This window comes from Streptomyces sp. NPDC029159, from assembly GCF_055564055.1.
Window position 1 is genome coordinate 68,633 of the sequence record NZ_JBVHWT010000020.1, and the last position, 22,011, is coordinate 90,643.

General features: G+C 72.5%; 15 protein-coding genes. 9 read left to right on the forward strand and 6 right to left on the reverse strand.

The window, feature by feature from the left end:
• The first annotated feature begins 236 nt into the window (after positions 1-236).
• Positions 237-1,166 carry a dihydrodipicolinate synthase family protein gene (locus tag ACZ4U4_RS28805; RefSeq protein ID WP_467880210.1) on the forward strand — a complete coding sequence of 310 codons (930 nt, stop codon included), beginning with the start codon at positions 237-239 and terminating at the stop codon, positions 1,164-1,166.
• Positions 1,167-1,179: 13 nt separating this feature from the next.
• Here the strand turns inward: ACZ4U4_RS28805 and ACZ4U4_RS28810 are convergent, their stop codons facing one another.
• Positions 1,180-1,920 carry an MgtC/SapB family protein gene (locus ACZ4U4_RS28810; RefSeq protein ID WP_467880213.1) on the reverse strand — a complete coding sequence of 247 codons (741 nt, stop codon included), beginning with the start codon at positions 1,918-1,920 and terminating at the stop codon, positions 1,180-1,182.
• A 475-nt stretch (positions 1,921-2,395) separates the two neighbouring features.
• On the opposite strand from ACZ4U4_RS28810, the gene ACZ4U4_RS28815 reads away from it, so the two are divergent.
• Genes ACZ4U4_RS28815 through ACZ4U4_RS28830 form a run of 4 tightly spaced genes read left to right on the forward strand, consistent with a single transcriptional unit; the run spans position 2,396 to position 8,296 of the window.
• Complete coding sequence (locus ACZ4U4_RS28815; RefSeq protein WP_467880215.1) at positions 2,396-3,604, forward strand: CaiB/BaiF CoA transferase family protein; 1,209 nt, start codon at positions 2,396-2,398, stop codon at positions 3,602-3,604.
• A 59-nt stretch (positions 3,605-3,663) separates the two neighbouring features.
• Positions 3,664-4,806 (forward strand): acyl-CoA dehydrogenase family protein, encoded by a 1,143-nt coding sequence (locus ACZ4U4_RS28820; protein ID WP_467880218.1) that lies wholly within the window; start codon positions 3,664-3,666, stop codon positions 4,804-4,806.
• 59 nt (positions 4,807-4,865) lie between these two features.
• Positions 4,866-6,080 (forward strand): acetyl-CoA C-acetyltransferase, encoded by a 1,215-nt coding sequence (locus tag ACZ4U4_RS28825; RefSeq protein WP_467880221.1) that lies wholly within the window; start codon positions 4,866-4,868, stop codon positions 6,078-6,080.
• Between the two features lie 50 nt (positions 6,081-6,130).
• Entirely contained in the window at positions 6,131-8,296 is a 2,166-nt protein-coding gene (locus ACZ4U4_RS28830; protein ID WP_467880330.1) for a 3-hydroxyacyl-CoA dehydrogenase NAD-binding domain-containing protein, read from the forward strand.
• 126 nt (positions 8,297-8,422) lie between these two features.
• On the opposite strand, the gene ACZ4U4_RS28835 is transcribed toward ACZ4U4_RS28830, so the two are convergent.
• Entirely contained in the window at positions 8,423-9,169 is a 747-nt protein-coding gene (locus tag ACZ4U4_RS28835) for a MerR family transcriptional regulator (RefSeq protein WP_467880223.1), read from the reverse strand.
• A 360-nt stretch (positions 9,170-9,529) separates the two neighbouring features.
• On the opposite strand from ACZ4U4_RS28835, the gene ACZ4U4_RS28840 reads away from it, so the two are divergent.
• From ACZ4U4_RS28840 to ACZ4U4_RS28850, 3 genes are all read left to right on the forward strand, one after another.
• The gene (locus ACZ4U4_RS28840; RefSeq protein ID WP_467880226.1) at positions 9,530-10,993 is read left to right on the forward strand and encodes an amino acid permease; all 1,464 of its coding nucleotides are present in this window, start codon (positions 9,530-9,532) and stop codon (positions 10,991-10,993) included.
• A 56-nt stretch (positions 10,994-11,049) separates the two neighbouring features.
• Positions 11,050-11,820 carry a phosphotransferase gene (locus ACZ4U4_RS28845; RefSeq protein ID WP_467880229.1) on the forward strand — a complete coding sequence of 257 codons (771 nt, stop codon included), beginning with the start codon at positions 11,050-11,052 and terminating at the stop codon, positions 11,818-11,820.
• A 131-nt stretch (positions 11,821-11,951) separates the two neighbouring features.
• Positions 11,952-12,389 (forward strand): hypothetical protein, encoded by a 438-nt coding sequence (locus tag ACZ4U4_RS28850; RefSeq protein ID WP_467880232.1) that lies wholly within the window; start codon positions 11,952-11,954, stop codon positions 12,387-12,389.
• 780 nt (positions 12,390-13,169) lie between these two features.
• On the opposite strand, the gene sph is transcribed toward ACZ4U4_RS28850, so the two are convergent.
• The 3 genes from sph to ACZ4U4_RS28865 form a co-directional block, all read right to left on the reverse strand.
• Complete coding sequence (gene sph / locus ACZ4U4_RS28855) at positions 13,170-14,147, reverse strand: sphingomyelin phosphodiesterase (protein WP_467880235.1); 978 nt, start codon at positions 14,145-14,147, stop codon at positions 13,170-13,172.
• Positions 14,148-14,328: 181 nt separating this feature from the next.
• Positions 14,329-15,819: a M1 family metallopeptidase gene (locus ACZ4U4_RS28860; RefSeq protein WP_467880238.1), complete on the reverse strand. Its 1,491-nt coding sequence runs from the start codon at positions 15,817-15,819 to the stop codon at positions 14,329-14,331.
• Between the two features lie 182 nt (positions 15,820-16,001).
• A complete protein-coding gene (locus ACZ4U4_RS28865) occupies positions 16,002-16,997 on the reverse strand; it encodes an FAD-dependent oxidoreductase (RefSeq protein ID WP_467880241.1) in 996 nt (331 codons plus the stop codon).
• A 400-nt stretch (positions 16,998-17,397) separates the two neighbouring features.
• Here ACZ4U4_RS28865 and ACZ4U4_RS28870 point away from each other — a divergent pair, with 400 nt between their 5' ends.
• On the forward strand, positions 17,398-19,440 hold the full coding sequence (locus tag ACZ4U4_RS28870; RefSeq protein WP_467880244.1) for an FUSC family protein: 2,043 nt from the start codon (positions 17,398-17,400) through the stop codon (positions 19,438-19,440).
• A 138-nt stretch (positions 19,441-19,578) separates the two neighbouring features.
• Here ACZ4U4_RS28870 and ACZ4U4_RS28875 read toward each other — a convergent pair whose 3' ends face one another.
• Complete coding sequence (locus ACZ4U4_RS28875) at positions 19,579-21,984, reverse strand: Tex family protein (RefSeq protein WP_467880333.1); 2,406 nt, start codon at positions 21,982-21,984, stop codon at positions 19,579-19,581.
• Positions 21,985-22,011: the final 27 nt, after the last annotated feature.

Here is a 22,011-nt window from a genome sequence, read left to right on the forward strand (position 1 = left end):
CTTCCGGGTGACCTGCCGAGGCCCCGTACGCATGAAGTCCGGCCGCTGTTTCCCGTCCGTTGGGGAAGTGCCCCCGAGACGCGCGGTCTTGACACCCCGCCTGGCCTGGTCCACATTCACCGATGACATGGGACGTCCCATGTCCGGACGGCGGCACGGGTACGGGCCCCCACCGCCCTGTGTGCCCCGCAGCGCACCCGCGCCACCGGCCCCGTACGGCAGAAGGCTGGACCTGCATGCCCCTCCCCGCACCACTCACGGGCGTCGTGCCGCCCGTGTGCACGCCCCTCACCGCGTCCGGTCGCGTCGACGCCGACTCGCTCGCCGCCCTCACCGAGCGCCTCATCGATGCCGGAGTGAACGCCCTGTTCGTACTCGGCTCCACCGGGGAGGCGGCCTGTCTGTCGGACGGCAGGCGCAGCACCGTCATCGAAACCGTCGTCGCGGCGGCCCGCGGACGGCTCCCCGTACTGGCCGGCGCCCTCGACATGGCGACCAGCCGCGTCCTCGACCACGCCCGCACCGCCCAGGCCCTGGGCGCCGACGGCATCGTGGCCACCCCGCCGCTCTGCACCCGCACCCACCCGGCCGAGATCGCCGACCACTACCGCCGCATCCGCGCCGCCGTCGACCTGCCGCTCTTCGCCTGCAACGCCCCCGCGTCCCTCCCCACCGAACTGCCCGTGGACACCGTGCTCGACCTGGCGGCGGACGGGATCCTGGACGGGATCGAGGACAGCAGCGGCAACGTCGGCGCCCTGCGCCGCCTCCTGGTGCGGCTGCCCGCCCTCGACCGGCCGTTCTCGGTGCTCACCGGCTGCGAACTCTCCGCCGACGGAGCCCTGCTGGCCGGGGCGCACGGCGTCGTCCCGGGGCTCGGCAACGTCGACCCCGCGGCCTACGTACGGCTCTACGAGCACGCCCGCGCGGGGGACTGGCGCGCCGCCGCCGCGGAACAGGACCGGCTCGCCGCACTGTTCGCGCTCACCGACGCCGGCGATGCGGCCGCGATGGGCCGCGGGTCGTCCGCCCTGGGGGCGCTCAAGGCGGCGCTGCATCTCCTGGACGTCATCGGCTGCCCGGACACCGCGCCGCCGCAGATCCCGCTGGACGGCGCCGCGCGCGATGCGGTGCGCCGCCTGTTGGAGGAAGCGGGACTGCTCTGAGGGCGCGCGGCCGTCACTCGGTCGCGTCCGCCTGCCGCCCCAGCTGCACCCCACGTACCCCGTCGAGGTCGGCGAGCGCCTCCACCAGGGCGTGCGCCGACCCGGTACCTTCCAACCGGAGCAGGGCCTCCGCGGACACGGCACCTTCCGGAGGCCCGGTCTCCACCTGCACGTCGGAGACCACGAAGCCGCTGTCGGTGCACAGCTCCAGCATCCGCCCCAGCAGCCCCCGTTGGGGGCGGTAGGCCAGCCGCAGATCGAACCGCTCCGGTGACGGCGTGGCGCCGATCCGCTCCGACACCTTTGCGAACCCGCGCACGACCAGGAAGTGCACCGCCGTCGCCCCGAGGGCCAGCAGCGGCAGGCCGCCGCCGCACGCCATACCGATGGCGCAGGTCAGCCAGATGGTGGCGGCGGTCGTCAGGCCCCGGACCGCGTCCTTCTTCACGAAGATCAGACCGCCGCCGATGAAGCCGATGCCGGAGACGACCTGCGCCGCGACGCGGGAGGGATCCAGCGCCACGCCGTCCGTGCCCAGGATCGCCCCGAAACCGTGGATCGACACCTCCATGAAGAGGGCGCTGCCGACCCCGACCAGGGTGTGGGTGCGCAGCCCGGCGCTCTTCTGCCGGGCCTCCCGTTCCATCCCGATCAGCGACGACAACAGCAGAGCGAGCGCCAACTCCGCGAACTGGCGTGGACCCTGACCTGGATGAAGGGCGAACAGCGGGGTGGCGAGAGGCAGGTGAGACATGCCTGCATTGTCCTCCCGGGCGCCTTCAACCAGCGGCTCCACGGGCCGTTGTCAGTGGTCGCCGTTAGCGTGGGTGACGAGGTCGGACGAGGGCGCCGACGCGGTCCGGACGCAGGACGGAAGCGGCCGGGAAAGGCGCCGGAACGACCGGAACGCAACGAGCGGGCACGTCCGGCGGAGCCGGGCGGAACGGAGGGGGAGGACGGCATGGCAAAGGCGCGCGGAGCGGCGATGTACGGCCGGACGGCGGGGTCGTACCGCGGCATAGCCCTGGCGTGGCCCATCGCCGGGTGCGACGGGGAATAGCGGCGCGCGGCGCAGCGTGCAATACCCCTGGCGGCGAAGGCGGTTGAGCCTCGTCGCCGTTGTCGTTCCAGGGGTGCGGAAGCGACGCCCAGGGGGCTTGTGGAAAGTGGAACACGTTCTTAACATCACGAGTGTTACATCAGAAGTGTCACAGTGCGCGAGGAGCGTGATGACGGAGTCAGGCCACGGCCCGCTCAGCGGAGTGCGCGTGGTGGAGCTAGCAGGCATCGGCCCCTGCCCCTTCGCCGCCATGACCCTCGCCGACCTCGGCGCCGACGTCGTACGCGTCGACCGCCCCGGTGGCGCCGCGCTGGGCATCGACCCGGCGTACGACCTCACCAACCGCAACAAACGCTCGGTCGTCGTCGACCTCAAGACACCCCGGGGCGCAGAGCGGGTGCTGGAGCTGGCCGAGCGCGCCGACATCCTCATCGAGGGGTACCGCCCCGGCGTCGCCGAACGCCTCGGCGTCGGCCCCGACGCCTGCCTGGCGCGCAACGAACGGCTCGTCTACGGCCGGATGACCGGCTGGGGGCAGCAGGGCCCGCTCGCCGACACCGCCGGACACGACATCTCCTACATCGCGCTCACCGGCGCCCTGGGCATGATCGGCGCACCCGACGCCCCGCCCACCGTCCCCGTCAACCTCCTCGGCGACTACGCGGGCGGCTCGCTCTACCTCGTCATCGGTCTCCTCGCCGCACTCCGGCACGCCACCGCCCCCGGCGGCAGCGGACAGGTCGTCGATGCCGCCATCGTCGACGGCACCGCCCACCTCTCCTCGATGATCCACGGCATGCTCGCGGCCGGCGGCTGGCAGGACCGGCGCGGCAGCAACCTCCTCGACGGCGGCGCCCCCTTCTACGGCACCTACGAGACGGCGGACGGCGGCCACATGGCGGTCGGCGCGCTGGAGCCGCAGTTCTACGCCGAGTTCATCCGCCTGCTCGGCATCGAGGACGAGGCGCCCGCCCGCGACGACCTCGCCTCCTGGGGCGCGCTGCGCGACGCCATCGCCGCCCGCTTCCGGTCCCGCACCCGCGCCGAATGGGCCGCCGTCTTCGAGGGCACCGACGCCTGCGTCGCCCCGGTGCTCTCGCTCCGTGAGGCCCCGCACCATCCGCATCTCGCCGCCCGCGGCACCTTCCTCGACCACGGAGGACTCACCCAGCCCGCCCCCGCGCCACGGTTCTCCCGCACCCCCGGAGCTGTCCGGCGCCCGCCCGCCCGGCCGGGCGCCGACGCCGAGGAGATCGCCCGCGACTGGGCCGTCCCCGGGCTGCTCCCCGACCCGCCGGACACACCACCATCCACCGCGGAACCGACCGCGACGGACCCTGCACCCGAGCCCGGCACCGGCACGCGGGAGGCCCGCTGACGGCCGCGCGCCCCTTCGTCGCCCACCGCAACCCGGCTCCCAGGAGGGCCCAGCACACCATGAAGCGCCAGATCTTCACCGCGGACCACGAAGCCTTCCGCGAGACGGTACGCACCTTCCTCGCCAAGGAGGTCACCCCGTACTACGCACAGTGGGAGCAGGACGGCATCGTCAGCCGGGACGCCTGGCGGGCCGCCGGACGGCAGGGGCTGCTGGGCCTGGCCGTCCCCGAGGAGTACGGCGGCGGAGGCACCACCGACTTCCGCTACAGCGCCGTGCTCGCCGAGGAGTTCACCCGCGCCGGAGCCCCGGGCCTCGCCGTCGGGCTGCACAACGACATCATCGGTCCCTACCTCACCACCCTCGCCACCGATGAACAGAAGCGCCGGTGGCTGCCCGGCTTCTGCAGCGGCGAGATCGTCACCGCCATCGCGATGACCGAGCCCGGCGCCGGCTCCGACCTCCAGGGCATCCGCACCACCGCCACCGACCACGGCGACCACTGGATCCTCAACGGCTCCAAGACCTTCATCTCCAACGGCATCCTCGCCGACCTCGTCATCGTCGTCGCCCGCACCACCCCCGAGGGCGGGGCCCACGGCCTGAGCCTCCTCGTCGTCGAGCGCGGTATGGACGGCTTCGAGCGCGGCCGCAACCTCGACAAGATCGGCCAGAAGGCCCAGGACACCGCGGAACTCTTCTTCCACGACGTCCGGGTGCCCAAGGAGAACCTCCTCGGCGAGCTGAACGGTGCCTTCGTCCATCTGATGACCCACCTCGCACAGGAGCGGATGGGTATCGCCGTCGCCGGGATCGCGGGCGCCGAGCATCTGCTGGAGATCACCACGCGGTACGTCAAGGAGCGCGAGGCGTTCGGCCGGCCCCTCGCCCGCCTCCAGCACATCCGCTTCGAGATCGCCGAAATGGCCACCGAATGCGCCGTCACCCGCGCCTTCCTGGACCGCTGCATAGCCGACCACTCCGCCGGCGAGCTGGACGCCGTACACGCCTCGATGGCCAAGTGGTGGGCCACCGAACTGCACAAACGCGTCGCCGACCGCTGTCTGCAACTCCACGGCGGATACGGCTACATGGCCGAGTTCCCGGTGGCCAAGGCGTTCACCGACGGCCGTATCCAGACCATCTACGGAGGGACGACGGAGATCATGAAGGAGATCATCGGCCGCTCCCTGCTCGGCTGACCCGGCCCGCCCCGCCGCGCCCCGTCGAGACTTTCCCCTCTTCCGAAAGGCTGCCTGACTTGAGCACCGAAGCGTACGTGTACGACGCGATCCGCACCCCGCGCGGCCGCGGCAAGGCCAACGGCGCCCTGCACGGCACCAAGCCCGTCGACCTCGTCGTCGGTCTCATCCACGAACTGCGCCGCCGCTTCCCCGGTCTGGACCCGGCCGCCATCGACGACATCGTCCTCGGCGTGGTCAGCCCGATCGGCGACCAGGGAGCCGACATCGCCAAGATCGCGGCCATCGCCGCGGGGCTGCCCGACACCGTGGCCGGAGTCCAGGAGAACCGCTTCTGTGCCTCCGGCCTGGAAGCCGTCAACCTCGCCGCCGCCAAGGTCCGCTCCGGCTGGGAGGACCTGGTCCTGGCCGGCGGCGTCGAGTCCATGTCACGGGTGCCGATGGCCTCCGACGGCGGCGCCTGGCACCTGGACCCGATGACCAACTTCGAGACCAACTTCGTCCCGCAGGGCGTCGGCGCCGACCTCATCGCCACCCTCGGTGGCTTCACCCGGCACGACGTCGACACCTTCGCCGCGCTCTCCCAGGAACGCGCCGCCTGGGCGTGGAAGGAAGGCCGCTTCGACCGCTCCGTCGTCCCGGTGCGCGACCGCAACGGCCTGGTCGTCCTCGATCGCGACGAACACATCCGCCCCGGCACCACCGCCGAGTCGCTGGCCGGTCTCAAGCCGTCCTTCGCGACGATCGGCGACGCGGGCGGCTTCGACGCCGTCGCGCTGCAGAAGTACCACTGGGTCGAGAAGATCGACCACGTCCACCACGCGGGCAACTCCTCCGGCATCGTCGACGGCTCCGCCCTGGTCGCCATCGGCAACGCCGCCGTCGGCGAGCGCCACGGCCTCACGCCCCGCGCCCGGATCGCCGCCGCCGCGGTCTCCGGCGCCGATCCGACGATCATGCTGACCGGCCCCGCGCCCGCGGCCCGCAAGGCGCTGGCCAAGGCCGGTCTGACCATCGACGACATCGACCTCGTCGAGATCAACGAAGCCTTCGCCGCCGTCGTCCTGCGGTTCGCCGACGACATGGGGCTTCCCCTCGACAGGATCAATGTCAACGGCGGCGCCATCGCCATGGGCCACCCGCTGGGCGCCACCGGCGCCATGCTCGTCGGCACCCTCGTCGACGAACTGGAACGCCAGGACAAGCGGTACGGCCTGGCCACCCTCTGCGTCGGCGGCGGCATGGGCATCGCCACCGTCATCGAGCGCCTCTGACCGCCCGTCCCACCCCTTACGGAGAAGCCACAGTGAGCGAGACCTCTGCGATGTCGACCATCCGCTGGGAGCAGGACGAGACCGGCGTGGTCACCCTGGTCCTGGACGACCCCGGCCAGTCCGCCAACACCATGAACGACGCCTTCAAAACCTCCCTCACCGCGGTCGCCGACCGCCTGGAGGCCGAGGCGGACACCGTCCGCGGCGTCATCGTCACCTCCGCCAAGAAGACCTTCTTCGCAGGTGGTGACCTGCGCGAACTGATCGCCGTCACCCCCGAGGGCGCCCAGCAGGCGTTCGACGCCGGCCTGCGCATCAAGCGCGATCTGCGCCGTATCGAAACCCTCGGCAAGCCCGTCGTCGCCGCCCTCAACGGCGCGGCCCTGGGCGGCGGCTACGAGATCGCGCTCGCCTGCCACCACCGCATCGCCCTCGACACCCCCGGCACCAAGATCGGCCTGCCGGAGGTCACCCTCGGCCTGCTGCCCGCGGGCGGCGGCGTCACCCGCACCGTCCGCCTCCTCGGCATCGCCGACGCCCTGCTCAAGGTCCTCCTCCAGGGCACGCAGTACAACGCCGTACGGGCCAAGGACGCCGGGCTGATCCACGACGTCGCCACCACACCCGAGGAACTCCTCGCCAAGGCCCGCGCGTTCATCGACGAGCACCCCGCATCCCAGCAGCCCTGGGACGTCAAGGGGTACCGCATCCCGGGCGGCACCCCCGCGCAGCCCAAGTTCGCCGCCAACCTCCCGGCGTTCCCCGCCAACCTCAAGAAGCAGCTCAACGGCGCGCCCTACCCGGCGCCCCGCAACATCCTCGCCGCCGCGGTCGAGGGCTCCCAGGTCGACTTCGAGACCGCCCAGACCATCGAGGCGCGGTACTTCACCGAGCTGGTCACCGGCCAGATCTCGAAGAACATGATCCAGGCGTTCTTCTTCGACCTCCAGGCCGTCAACTCCGGCGCCAGCCGCCCCAAGGGCATCGAGCCCCGCACCGTCGGGAAGGTCGCCGTCCTCGGCGCCGGAATGATGGGCGCGGGCATCGCCTACAGCTGCGCCCGGGCGGGGCTGCAGGTCGTCCTCAAGGACATCTCGCCGGAGGCCGCCGCCAAGGGCAAGGCGTACTCCGAAGGGCTGCTCGCCAAAGCACTGGCCCGCGGCCGCACCACCGAGCACAAGCGGGACGAACTCCTCGCCCGCATCACCCCCACCGCCGACCCGCAGGACCTCGCCGGCTGTGACGTCGTGATCGAGGCGGTCTTCGAGGACGCCGCGCTCAAGCACAAGGTCTTCCAGGAGATCGAGCACATCGTGGCGCCCGACGCGCTGCTCTGCTCCAACACCTCGACGCTGCCCATCTCGCAGCTCGCCGAGGGCGTGCAGCGGGATGCCGACTTCATCGGTCTGCACTTCTTCTCACCGGTCGACAAGATGCCACTGGTGGAGATCATCAAGGGGGAGCGCACCGGCGACGAGGCGCTGGCCCGCGCCTTCGACCTGGTCCGCACGATCCGCAAGACCCCGATCGTGGTCAACGACTCGCGGGGCTTCTTCACCTCGCGGGTCATCGGCCAGTTCATCAACGAGGGCGTGGCGATGGTCGGCGAGGGCCTCGACCCGGCCTCCGTCGAACAGGCCGCAGCCCAGGCCGGGTACCCGGCCAAGGTGCTCTCCCTCATGGACGAGCTGACGCTGACCCTGCCGCGCAAGATCCGCCGGGAGACGCAGCGCGCCGTGGAGGCGGCCGGCGGCACCTGGACGCCGCACCCCTCCGACGCGGTCGTCGACCGGATGGTCGACGAGTTCGGCCGCACCGGGCGCAGCGGCGGCGCCGGTTTCTACGACTACGCCGAGGACGGCACCCGCGCCGGTCTGTGGCCCGGGCTGCGTGAGCACTTCACCCGGCCGGACGCCGCCGTCCCGTTCCGCGACATGCAGGAGCGGATGCTGTTCTCCGAGGCGCTGGACACCGTCCGCTGCTTGGAGGAAGGCGTGCTGACCTCGGTCGCCGACGCCAACATCGGCTCCATCCTCGGCATCGGCTTCCCCGGCTGGACCGGCGGCGTGCTCCAGTACATCAACGGCTACGAGGGCGGCCTGCCCGGCTTCGTGGCCCGCGCCCGGGAGCTGGCGACGGCGTACGGCGAACGCTTCGCGCCGCCCGCGCTGCTGGTCGAGAAGGCGGAGAAGGGGGAGACCTTCCACGACGCCTGACCGGGCGGGCCGGACAGGCCGGACGAGCCGGGCGGGACGGGACCGGGCGCGGCGGGGGTGACTCCCTGATCGCCGCGCCCGGGCCGCGGCCAAGCCCGCCCCCGAGGCGGCCGCGCCCCACCGCCTCTACTCCTCCCCGAACGCCTCCCGCAGTTCCTCCCTCATCGAGCGCTGGAACGCGGTGACCAGTGCCTGTACCACCATCGGCTGCATATGGGCCGAGAGGGACTTGATGCGGGCGACGTCCTCGGCGTCGGGGCCGGCCTCCCGGTACGGCTCCCAGACCTCGTCCTTGAAGAGCCGGCTCAGCTCCCGCGCCGCCGACCGGGAGTGCTCCAGCACGACGGTGCGCGCCGCCAGGATCGTCTCCAGCGCGATCGGCACGTCCAGCAGCCGGACACCCAGATGCAGCAGCCCGGGGTCGACCTGGAAGACGTCCGGGTCGTCGGTGCGGACCAGCACGCTCATCGCCGCCAGCCGGTCCAGATCGTCCTCGGTCAGCTCCCGGCCGACCCGGCGCTCCAGCTGTTCGCGGGTGGTGTCCTCCGCCGTGTCCGGGATCCAGCTCGCCACCAGCGCCCGGTGAATGGCCAGGTCGTGGGCGCTCAGATCGGGCGGCAACTGCTCCAGATAGCGCTCGATCGCGGAGAGCGTCATGCCCTGGTGCTGCAGCTCCTCGATCAGCGCGAGCCGCGAGAGGTGGTCGGGTCCGTAGCGGCCGACGCGGCGGGGGCCGATCTCCGGCGGCGGCAGCAGCCCCCGGGTGCCGTAGAAGCGGATCGTACGGACGGTGACGCCGGCACGGGCGGCCAGTTCGTCGACGGTCAGAGCGGTGCCGGGCTCGGTTCCGGTCTCCGTGGCGGACTCTTTCATACGGAACAGTATTGCTGTCTCACCAATGGTGTGAAACCTCGCGAACGTCTCGTCGGAATCCCTCCGGCGCCGCGTGCGGCCGCTTCGGTGCGGTTTCGGGGATGATGAGCCCGTCCGCCGTCATTTCCCGTGAAGATCGCCGGGAATTCATCCGGGCGCGTACGGATCAGCGATTTCACAATGTTCCGCCGCGGCAACAGTGGGCAAACGGGCCGAACTTCGGATTGGCTGATAACTCTTGTGATCCGCACCACAGACGAGGGGGCCGGGTTCGGGGAAGGTGTGCCACCGGCCATTCGTGCGAACCGTGGGATTCGGCCACGGTTCCCGGCGCCTGCCTGAAAGCGAGTTGAACCACCAGTGAGCACAGAGATCGCAGAAGAAGCTCCGCAGTCGCCGGGTGGGGGCGGCGGCGGACAGCAGGACGCGGGGGATGCCGGGTACAGCAAGGGCCTCAAGGGCCGCCACATCAACATGATCGCCATCGGCGGGGCCATCGGAACCGGCCTCTTCCTCGGCGCGGGCGGCCGCCTCCACTCCGCCGGACCGGCGCTGGCCATCGCCTACGCGGTCTGCGGTCTCTTCGCCTTCTTCGTCGTCCGCGCCCTCGGTGAGCTGGTCGTCCACCGCCCGTCGTCCGGCTCGTTCGTCTCGTACGCCCGGGAATTCCTCGGCGAGAAGGGGGCCTACGTCGCCGGGTGGATGTATGTCGTCAACTGGTCCACGACCGGTATCGCCGACATCACCGCGATCGCCCTCTACACCCACTACTGGAGTCTTTTCACCGACATTCCGCAGTGGGTGATGGCGATGATCGCTCTCGCCGTGGTGCTCACCGTCAACCTCATCTCGGTCAAAATCTTCGGTGAGCTGGAATTCTGGTTCGCGATCATCAAGGTCGCGGCGCTGGTCGTGTTCATGTTCATCGGCATCTTTCTACTGGCCACCCAGCACCCGGTGGACGGCCACACCCCGGGCCTGCATCTCCTCTCCGACAACGGCGGCTTCTTCCCGACCGGTCTGCTGCCCGTGGTGATCGTGCTGCAGGGCGTCGTCTTCGCGTACTCCGCCGTCGAGCTGGTCGGCGTCACCGCAGGTGAGACCAGTGAGCCCGAGAAGGTCGTCCCCAGGGCGGTCAACTCGATCATGTGGCGGGTGGGCGTCTTCTACGTCGGGTCGGTGCTGCTGCTGACGCTGCTGCTGCCGTGGAACAAGTACGTCGGCGGGGAGAGCCCCTTCGTGACCGTGCTCTCCCATGTCGGCGTCCCGGCCGCCGGCGATGTGATGAACCTCGTCGTGCTCACCGCCGCGATGTCGAGCCTCAACTCCGGCCTCTACTCGACCGGCCGCATCCTGCGCTCCATGTCCATGGCGGGCTCCGCGCCGAAGTTCGCCGGACTCATGAACCGTAACCAGGTGCCGTTCGGCGGGATCATGCTCACCTCCGCCGTCTGTGTGCTCGGCGTGGTGCTGAACTACGTCGTCCCGGGCAAGGCGTTCGAGATCGTGCTGAACATCGCGGCGCTCGGCATCATCAGCACCTGGTGCACGATCATGATCTGCCACATGGTCTTCGTGCGCCGCGCCAAGGAGGGCGTGGTCCAGCGGCCCCGCTTCCGGCTCCCCGGCACGCCCGTCACGGACCTGGTGACCATCACCTTCCTGCTCGGCGTCATCGTCCTCATGTGGTTCGACGACGGCGTCGGCCGGCAGACCGTGATGCTGGTCCCGGTGCTCGCGCTGGCGCTGACCGGTGGCTGGTTCGTGGTCCGCGGCCGGGTCCGCCGAATCGCCGCCGAGCGGGACGCCGCAGCGGCGGAGTGACGCAGCCCCACGGGAGGGCGGTCGCGGAGCCTCGGGGCAGCCGCGGCCGCCCTCCCGTGTGCGTACCGGCTCGGCCGCCGAGGAGGGCGGGGCCGCCCGTCGCGGACGGCTCCGTCCGTACGGGGACCGCTACAGTCCTCGGTCATGGACGAGGAGATGGCGGGCGGCCGGTTCTCCCGCCGCGCTACCTGGGCACGACCGAGGACGGCACGCGCGATCTGCTCGGCTTCGTCGAGGGCCGGGCCGCGCACCATCCCCTCACGGAGGCGCACCGCTCCGAAGCGGCGCTGATCAGTGTGGCCCGGGCCGTCCGCACGCTGCACGACGCCAGCCGGGGATTCGTCGCCGACGGACCGCAGGCATGGCGCCACCGGGAGGTCGCGGTCCCGGTGCGGATCGACTGCATCGGCCACCACGACCTCGCCCCCTGGAACATGATCTTCGACGGCACCGATGTGACCGGCATCATCGACTGGGACTTCGCCGGCCCCTCCAACCGCGCCTGGGACCTCAGCTACGCGGCCCACCGGTTCGTACCGCTCTCCTCACCCCGCCTGACCCGGGCGTTCGGCTGGCCGACACCCCCCGACCGGGCCGCCCGACTGCGACTGCTCACCGACACCTACGGCCACGGCATCACCCCGGACGAACTCCTCGACCTCGCCGTGGTCCGCCTCTCCGCCGTCGCCGCCCACATCGAGCAGCAGATCCGGACCGGCAACCCCGCCTACGCCGTCCACCGCGACGAACGGCACGCGGACGGCTACCGCGAGGACGTCCGGTTCATCCTGGCCCACCGCGGCACGCTCCTCGCCGGCTCCCGCTGAACGGGGCCGGGCGGTCGGCTCAACGGGCTTGCGCCGGGCGGGCTTTACGCAGGAATGGCCGGGCCGCATGCACGCGGTGTCCGCGTGATACACCCTTGTGGGGCAGCACAGATGTCCGAGAAAATGAGCGGATGGCTGACGAACGGTGTGCGCACGAGCTCGTGGTCGGACAGTGCACGGAGTGCGCCCCGGTGCCCCGGGGACTCACCCCCAGGGTCTTCATCACGAGCGGCGGATCCGTCTTCCACCGCACCACGGCCTGTGAGGGGCTGCGGGAGGGGCAGCGCAAGGCCCGGCGCTTCGGCCGTGAGAACCACGCCCCGGAGCACATCGCCCTCTCCGTCGCGAGGGCGAAGGGGCGGGGCGCCTGCATCTTGTGCTTCCCCGGCTACCGCCCCACCGCGGACACGAAGCTGTGCCGGGTGCTGGTGGACGGCGAATGGCTCCCGGGGCTGCTCACACAGTGGCGTCAGGGCGCCGACCGTCGCTGGTCCGGCGTGGTGACGTACGCCGTCGACGGCGATCAGGTGACCGTCACGAAGGACCAGGCGGAACTGAAGCCCGCGTAGGTGACGGGAGTTTTCAGGAGAAGTCCCGGATCGGCTCTCCTCCTCCGCCTCCGTGCGATGGGATGGTCTCCATGTCCCCGCGCCCGCTCGGAATGATCCGACCACGCTGCACCCGCGTGTTCCGCCGTCACCGGGCCGCCGTCAGGGCGGCAGCGGGGGTGGTCGCCGTCCTCGGGGCCGTTCTCGTGGTGTTGGGTCCGGTGTCGTGGTGGGTGGCCGGCGATACCGTTCGGGACCTTCACGGCAAGGACCGGGCAGATGCTCTGAACGCAGTGCGGCAGACGGTGCTGGCCACCGCGGGAGGGGCCTCCGTGCTGCTCGGGGTGGGGTACACCGCCCGCACCTATCAGCTGTCGCGGCGGGGACAGGTGACCGAGCGATTCAGTACTGCCGTAGGACAGTTGGCATCCGGCTCACCGACACCACAAGCCTCACCGCTCGGCAGCTGGCGGGGGCCGTGATCGATGAGGACACTCGCTTGCCCCTGTCCCTCGTCGGGGATCCATGGGTCGCGGCCCGCCTCACGGCCTGCCGCGCATGGCGGGAGCAGGACCGGTGGGACGCGCATACCCCGGTGCCACCGCCGACGGCCCCTGTGGGGTGAAGAGAGCTCTGCTCCACCGGCAACCCGGGAGCGCCCCTGCCTGGCCAGGAGGCCGGACAGGGGCGCACCGCATCGGAGGCGGTGGCATTCCGCCTGCGGCCTGAGGGTGTTCGGGACCGGCGTCGGGTCGGCGGTGGCAACCCGGAGAGCGCGGCCCCGTCCCGTACGCCTCCCCCTCAGCCCCCGATCAGCGGATAGTGGTCGCTGAGATTGGTGTACGTGTACTGCTTGCCCCAGCTGGAGACGGTCCAGGGGGCCGACTCCTCCTTGATGACCGTGTTGTTCCAGGCGGTCGGGCGGGCGTGGCCGTTGCGGTGGAGGACGTAGTCCAGGTCTTCGCGGGGATCGTTCGGGTAGCGGTCCTTCGCGATCGAGTTCTCCTGGGTGTCGAAGGAGTACGGGTGGCCGGTGCGGCTGTCGGCGGGGGCCAGGTCCGCGTGGGCGAGGAGGGCGTCGTACTCGGGGGAGCGGGAGTCGATGTTGAAGTCGCCGGCGACCATCACCTCCTCGTCGGCGGGGATCTTCTTCGCGTCCAGGAACGCGTCCATCTCCTTCAGCTGCGAGGCGCGGTCGGCGGCCGCCTCGCCCGCCTTGCAGCCGGAGTCCGTCGACTGGGTGTGGGTCCCCACGACGTGCACCTTCGTGCCGTTCACGTCCAGGACGGCGTAGACGAAGCCCTTGTTGGAGAGGGCGTCCGAGCCGCAGGCGTCCTTGTAGACGTACTGCTCCTTGCGGAGTACGGGCCACTTGCTCAGCAGCGTCACCCCGCCGTCCTCCGGGGTCGTCGCGGAGTAGGCGCCGCCGGTGGCGTCCCAGCCGTCCTTGGTGCGGCCGACCACCGGGGTCTGGTGCGGATACTGCGCCGCGGCCCGGGACTTGAGGGCGTCCGAGGAGGAGTTGTCGAACGCCTCCTCCAGGACCACGACGTCGTTGCCCTGGAAGAAGTCCGCGTCGGCCATCGCCTGGGCGCGGTGGTCCTGGCCCCAGTTGGGGTAGAGCGTCTTGCTCATCAGGAACGTGTTGTACGTGAGGACCTTCAGGTGCGGGGGCGGCGCCGCGGCCGAGGCGCCGGGCGCGGTGGCGGCGAGGGCGGTGGCGGTCAGCGCCGCGGTGATCACGGCGGAGCGGCGGACGCGCGGCGAGAGGTAGGACACGGAATCTCCCTGTGGGGTGGGGGTGTGACCCGGCGCCGCCCATCCAACCAGCCGCGGTTACCTCTTGGTAACCGTTGGGTGTGCGCGGGATTCCCCGGCGGTGACGGCCCGGCCCCGCGGGAGCGAAAGGGGCCGGGGGCGCGACCACCGCGCGCCCCGGCCCCTGGCCCGTCGTCCGTGCTCAGCCCTGGTGGGCCGCGTGCGCGGCGGCGATCTTCGGCCACGACGCGGGGCGCGGCGCCGGGGTCGCGCCGCGGGCGCCGAGGGCCTGCCGGGCCGCGCCCGCCGACGGCTTGGACTGCTGGAACAGCCAGGTGTCGAAGAAGTCCGCGAGCGGCTTGCCGGACTTCTTCTCGGCGAACGCCACGAAGTCGGCGACGGAGGCGTTGCCGTACGCGTGCTCCTGCGGCCACGCCTTGAGCAGACCGAAGAAGACCTTGTCACCGAGCTTGTTGCGGAGCGCCTGGAGGGCCACCGCGCCGCGGTCGTAGACGGCGCCGTCGAACTGGTTGTCCGGGCCCGGGTCGCCGGGCTTCACGGTCCAGAACGGGTCGTCGGCCGGGTGCTGGTCGTAGACGTAGTCGGCCAGCTCCTGCGCGGTGCCCTCGCCCTCCTTCTCGGACCAGAGCCACTGCGCATACGCCGCGAAGCCCTCGTTGATCCAGATGTCCTTCCAGTCCTTCAGCGAGACGCTGTCGCCGTACCACTGGTGCGCCAGCTCGTGGACGACGACGGAGACGTTGGCGCCGCGGTCGAACGCCTTCTTCCCGTAGAACGGGCGGGTCTGGGTCTCCAGCGCGTACCCGGCCGGGACGTTCGGGACGTAGCCGCCGACGGCGTTGAAGGGGTAGCGGCCGTAGACCGTCTCCAGCCAGTCGGTGATCTCGGCGGTGCGCTCGATGCTGGCGCGGGCGGCGCCCTCGTTCGCGCCGAGGTCCTTGCTGACGGCGTTGAGCACGGGCACACCGCCCTCGGTGGTGCCGGTGGTGACGTCGAACTTGCCGATGGCGAGCGTCGTCAGATACGTGGCCTGCGGCTTGTCGGAGCGCCAGTTGTAGCGCGTCCAGCCGAGCTTGGAGGTCTGCGAGGCCAGTACGCCGTTGCTGATCGCCTGGGTGCCGTCCGGCACCGAGACGGAGATGTCGTACGTCGCCTTGTCGGTGGGGTGGTCGTTGCTCGGGTACCACCACACGGCGGAATCCGGCTCCTGCGCAGCCACGCCGCCGTCGGGCGTACGGGCCCACGCGGTGTAGCCGTCGATCTTCACCTCGGAGGGCTTGCCCGCGTACCGCACCACGACGCTGATCTGCTTGCCGTGCTCCAGCGGCGTCGCCGGGGTGATCTCCAGCTCATGGGCGCCCGAGGTGGTGAACGCCGCCTTCCTGCCGTCGACGCGGACCTCACTGACCTTCAGGCCGAAGTCGAGGTTGAAGCGGGACAGGTCCTGGGTGGTCCTGGCGAGCAGCGTCGCCGTGCCCTCCAGGAGGTCGGTCTTGGGCTGGTACTTCAGGCGCAGGTCGTAGTGGGAGACGTCGTAGCCGCCGTTCCCGCTCTCCGGGTAGTAGGAGTCGCCCGCACCGGGCGCGCCGGGGGTGAAGCTCGCCGCCGATGCCGGGATCGCCAGCAGCAGACTGAGCGCCGCCGCGCCCGGGACGAGGAGTCTGTGACGCACCGAGTCCTCCAACTCGTAGGGGTGGTGGAACCGTTCCGACCCTATGTACGCCCCCGCCCCTCGTCATGTCCATGGCCCCAGCTGACACATGAACGACATACGGGGCACGGTACGGCGGCGCGGTCGCGGACCCCGGTGCGCCGCGTGACCGCCGGGCCGTACCCGGCGGCCACGCCCTCGCCTCACGCGAGGGGCGCCTCCCGCACCAGCCGCCCGACCTCGTCGGCGCAGCCCCAGGCCACGGTGACGCCCGCGCCGCCGTGGCCGTAGTTGTGGACGCACCAGGCGCCGCCGGGCAGCCGTTCGCCCTCCAGGCGGACCGCGGCGCGGGCGGGGCGCAGGCCCACCCGGTGCGCCAGGATCTCCGCGTCGGCCAGTGCGGGGAACCGGCGGGCGGCGCGGGCCACGATCGCCTCGGCCACCGCCGGGTCGGGCTCCGTCGACCAGGCGTGCTCGTGGGCGGTGCCGCCGACCACCACGCCGTAGGGCTGCGGCAGGACGTAGGTGGTGTCCGTGGCGCCCGGGGCGGCGGAGACGTACCACTCCTCGACGCCCGGGTCGGCCACCACCACCAACTGGCCCTGAACCGGGTGGACCTGCGGGTCCGGCACCAGCTCGCGGGCGCCGAGACCGGAGCAGTTCACCACCACCGCGGCCTCCTGGCCCGCCTCGGCGAGCGAGGTGAACGTGGCGCGCTCCACCACGCCGCCCGCGGCGCGCAACCGCTGCTCCAGGTAGCGCAGATGCGTCGGCATGTCGACGAGCGGGGTCGATGCCCGCCAGCCGGTGTGGCCCTCCGGCACCTCGTCGGGGCGGGCCCGGCGCAGACCGGGCACCGCGGAGTACCAGGCGGCGAGCGGATCGGCGTCGGCGTCCGGGCCGCCGGGGGCCGTGGGCTCCGTCATCGTCCCGGCCACCATCCGCGCCCCGGTCTCCTGCGGCCGCTCGGCGAGTTGTGCCAGTACCTCGAAGCCGCGCAGCGACCACCGCACCGCCGGGGCGTGGGGCCGGATGCGGTAGGGCCAGCACAGCCCGCCGGCCACCGCGGAGGTGGAGTCGGAGGCCGGGTCCCGGCTCACCAGCCGCACCCGGTACCCGCCCTCCGCCAGCGTGATGGCCGAGGTCAGACCGATGACACCGCCACCGATCACCAGAATGTCGTTCGCCTCGCTCGTCATGCCTGGACGCTATCGGCTGCCGTTCGAACGGGCGAGAGCGGGCCCGCCCACGGACGGCCTACGCGAGCGGGTGACGGGGAGGCGGCGACGGGGCCCGGCGCGGCGGCGCGCGGTGGGGGAACGTCGCAGGTCCGGGGCGGACAACCCCCTAGGCCCTGTCGTCAAACTCCCGCCTGCCGCGCGACGCCTGGCACGCACGCTCGCCGCGTTGTCGGGCTCATCCCGGTACACCCAGTACCGGGACGACCCTCCGCCTTGCGATCGCACGCACCAGACGCCGCGCGGCCCGCCCTACGGGCGGACGACGGGAGTGTGACGACAGGGCCTAGGCTGGAGATCAGCACCGTCGGCCGATGTCGCCCCTCGGATCGTGTTCGTCATCCGTCGACTGAGGAGGCACATGCCCCGCGCCCCGCGGGCCGTTCCCGTCTGGCTCGCCCACCCGTTCCGCTGGCAGCGGCTGCCCGTGCCGTGGCCCGCCGTCGTCCGCGGCGCGCTCTGCGCCGGCCCGCTGCTCGGCGCCGGGATCGCCACCGGCCACCCCGTACCCGGCGTCCTGACCGGGCTCGGCTCGATGATGGCCGGGGTCAACGACCGGCCCGGCACCCGGCGGACCGGCATGGTCCACATCGGGCTGCCCGCCCTCGCCTGCGGCCTCGGCACGCTGATCGGCGCCTCGTTGCAGTCCGCGCACGCCGGGTGGTGGACGGTGCCCGCGCTCTGCGCCGTCGCCTTCGTCTCCGGCGCCGCGAGCGTGGCCGGACCGGTCCGCTCGACCGCCGGGGTGCAGATGCTGGCCACCGCCGTCCTCGGCGCGGGGATGCCGCTGCCCGGCTCACCCTGGGCGAAGAGCCTGTACGTCCTCGCCGGGTGCGCCTGGTTGCTGCTGCTGCGGATGGTGCTGCGCTCGCCGCGGCCGCCCGGGGGGCCGCTCGGCGGTGAGCGGGCCGCCGTCGCCGCCGTCTTCGACGCGCTGGCCGACGCGCTTGCCGCGGTCGGCGGCGAGGGCGCGGAACCGGCCCGGCGCCGGCTGACCTCGGCCCTGGACCGGGCCGACGAGGCGCTGCGGCTGCGCCACCTCACCGACCGGCTGCTGCGCCGCACGGTCCGTACCGAAGAGGCGCTGCTGGCCGAGCGGTTCGCCGCGGCGGCCGCGCTCTGCGAGGCGAGCGTGGCGCTCCTGTGGGAGGGCCGGCCGCTGCCCGCCGCGGTCGCGGAGAGCCCCCGCCGGTTCGCCGCGGCGCTCCGCACCGGCGAGGCCCCCGGCCGCCTCTCCGCCCCCGCGAACAGCTCGGCCGCCCGCGGCGCCTTCGACCGCGCGCTGCTGGCCGCGGCCGTCGTCTTCGCGCGGTCCGAGCCGTCGCAGGAGTACGGGGCGGCGGAGCCGGGTGCGGTGCCCGGATCCGGGGCGCCGGCCGACCGGCCCGCCCCGGTGCCCCCGTCCGCGGCGGGACGGTGGCGCGCCCTGCCCGGCCGGGTCCGCGGCTTCCTGGACCGGCGGACCCGGCGCGGCCGCGATCTGCTGGGGCCCGCGGCCCGGGACTACGGGCTGCGCGTCGCTGTCTGCATCGGCGCCAGCACGGCGGTCGCGCTGCTGCTCCACCCCGTGCACTGGTACTGGCTCCCGGCCACCGCCACCTTCCTGGTCAAGCCCGATCTGGGTCCGCTGTTCTCGCGGACCGTCAACCGGTTCGCCGGGACCGTCGTGGGCGTCCTGGTCTTCGCGCTGGGCAGCGCGGTGCTGCCCGGCTCCTGGTGGCCGGCGCTGGCCGCGGGGATCGGTGGCGCGGTGCTGCCGTTCGCCACCCGTCACTTCGCGCTGCAGACCTCGGCGATCACCTTCATGGTGCTGGCGTTCGTCTGGGTGGGCGGCGACCCGCAGGCGGCGGGGGAGCGGATCGCGGACACCGCCATCGCCTGCGGCATCGTCCTCGTCGTCGGGCATCTGCCGCGGCTGGCCGATCCGCGCCGCCGGATCGCGCAGCGGGCGGTGGCGGCGCTGCGCGCCACGGAGGAGTATCTGCGGCACGTCCTGGCGGCCGAGCCCGGCGCCGGGACCACCGCGGAACGGCTGGCGCTGCGCCGGAGTGCCTACCAGGCGCTGGGCCAGGCCCGGACGGCGGCCGAGACCGCCGCCGCCGAACTCCTCGCCGCCCGCGACCGCAACCCGGACTGGCCCGCGATCCTCGCCGCCGCCGAACGCATCGTCGACGCCGCGACGGCCGCCGCGATCCGGATCGACCACGGTGCGCGGCGGCCCAGCCCCGAGGAGGCGGCCCGGCTCGGTGAGGCGCTGTCCGCGATGGCCGGCGCCCTGGCCGACCCCGGCCACCGGCTGCCGCACCTGACCGACCGCCCGGTCGCGCCCGTCCCGGACTGCGCCACGCTCACCGATGTCGCGGCCGAACTGGAACGGATGCGGGGGCACACGGGCGCGCTCTGAGCGGGGCCGCCCGGCCGGGACCCGGGGCGGTGCGCCGCAGCTCCGTCCTCGCCTCCCGGACGCGCCCCACGACGCGGAGCGGGGCCCCGCGGTAAACCCGCGAAGCCCCGCTTCGTACGTCAGGGGCCGAAGCCCGGCTCAGCGCCGCTTGCCGTTGCCGCCCTCGCCGCCGCCGAGCAGACCGGCCCGGCGCAGCGCGTCGGCCATCGCGTCGTTGGCGGGCGCGGGGCCCTGGCCGCCCCGGCGGTCGCCGCCGCGTGCGCCGCCCGACCGGGGCGCGCCGCCGCGCCCGCCGGAGCGCCGGCCGTCCGGCCGCTGCCCCTCCCGGCGCTCGCCGCCGCCGCGCCGCTCACCCGCGGTCTTCCCGTCGCGCCCGGGCTCGTCGTCCAGCCGCAGCGTCAGCGAGATCCGCTTGCGCGGAATGTCGACGTCGAGGACCTTGACCCGCACGATGTCGCCGGGCTTGACCACCTCACGCGGGTCCTTGACGAACGTCTTCGACATCGCGGAGACATGCACCAGACCGTCCTGGTGGACACCGACGTCCACGAACGCGCCGAACGCGGCGACGTTGGTCACCACGCCCTCCAGGATCATCCCCGGCGTGAGGTCGCCGATCTTCTCCACGCCGTCCTTGAACGTCGCGGTCCTGAACTCCGGGCGCGGGTCGCGGCCCGGCTTCTCCAGCTCCTGGAGGATGTCGCCGACGGTCGGCAGACCGAACGCGTCGTCGACGAAATCGGCCGGACGCAGCGACCGCAGCACCGTGGTGTTGCCGATCAGCGTGCCCACCGCACCGCCCGCCGCGGAGGCCATCCGGCGCACCACCGGGTACGCCTCCGGGTGCACGCTGGAGGCGTCCAGCGGGTCGTCGCCGCCGCGGATCCGCAGGAAGCCGGCGCACTGCTCGTACGCCTTCGGGCCGAGGCGCGAGACGTCCTTGAGCGCCTTGCGGGAGCGGAACGGGCCGTTGGTGTCGCGGTGCGCGACGATGTTCTCGGCCAGGCCCGAGCTGATGCCGGAGACCCGCGAGAGCAGCGGCGCGGAGGCGGTGTTGACGTCCACGCCGACGCCGTTCACACAGTCCTCGACCACCGCGTCCAGCGACCGCGACAGCTTCACCTCGGACAGGTCGTGCTGGTACTGGCCGACACCGATCGACTTCGGGTCGATCTTGACGAGTTCGGCCAGCGGGTCCTGGAGGCGCCGGGCGATCGAGACCGCGCCGCGCAGCGACACATCCATCCCCGGCAGCTCCTGCGAGGCGAAAGCCGAGGCGGAGTAGACCGACGCGCCCGCCTCGGAGACCATCACCTTCGTCAGCTTCAGCTCCGGCTGCGCGGCGATCAGATCGGCGGCCAGCTTGTCCGTCTCGCGGGAGGCGGTGCCGTTGCCGATCGCGATCAGCTCGACACCGTGCTCCTTCGCCAGCCGCGCCAGCGTGGCCAGCGAGGCGTCCCACTTCTGCTGCGGTACGTGCGGGTAGATCGTCTCCGTCGCGGCGACCTTGCCGGTCGCGTCCACCACGGCCACCTTCACACCGGTACGGAAACCGGGGTCCAGGCCCATCGTCGCGCGCGTCCCGGCGGGCGCCGCCAGCAGCAGATCGCGCAGGTTGGAGGCGAAGACCCGGACCGCCTCGTCCTCGGCCGCCTGCCGTAGCCGCAGCCGCAGATCGATGCCGAGGTGGACCAGGACGCGGGTGCGCCAGGCCCAGCGGACGGTGTCCAGCAGCCAGCCGTCGGCCGGCCGCCCGCGGTCCGCGATCCCGAACTTCGCCGCGATGGACTGCTCGTACGAGGTACGGCCCTCGACGGGCTCCGCGTCCGGCTCCAGCGTGAGGTCGAGGATCTCCTCCTTCTCACCGCGGAGCATCGCCAGCACCCGGTGCGAGGGCAGCTCGGTGAACGGCTCCGCGAAGTCGAAGTAGTCGGCGAACTTCGCGCCCGCCTCCTCCTTGCCCTCGCGCACCTTCGCGCCGACCCGGCCGCGCGACCACATCCGCTCCCGCAGCTCACCGATGAGGTCCGCGTCCTCGCCGAACCGCTCGGTGAGGATCGCCCGCGCGCCCTCCAGCGCCGCGGCGGGATCGGCGACGCCCTTGTCGGCTGCGACGAACGCCGCCGCGGCGGCCTGCGGCTCCACCGACGGGTCCGTCAGCAGCCCGTCGGCGAGCGGCTCCAGCCCCGCCTCCCGCGCGATCTGCGCCTTCGTCCGCCGCTTGGGCTTGTACGGGAGGTAGATGTCCTCCAGGCGCGCCTTGGACTCCGCGCCCCGGATCCGCGCCTCCAGCGCCTCGTCCAGCTTGCCCTGGGAGCGTACGGATTCCAGGATCGCGGTGCGCCGCTCCTCCAGCTCCCGCAGATAGCGCAGCCGCTCCTCCAGCGCGCGCAGCTGCGCGTCGTCGAGCATCTCGGTGGCTTCCTTGCGGTAGCGCGCGATGAACGGGACCGTCGAGCCGCCGTCCAGCAGCGCGACCGCGGCGCTCACCTGCCGCTCCTTGACGCCGAGCTCCCCGGCGATCCTCGCTTCGATGGACACCATGACCTCGGTGGATGCCGTCACGTTGAA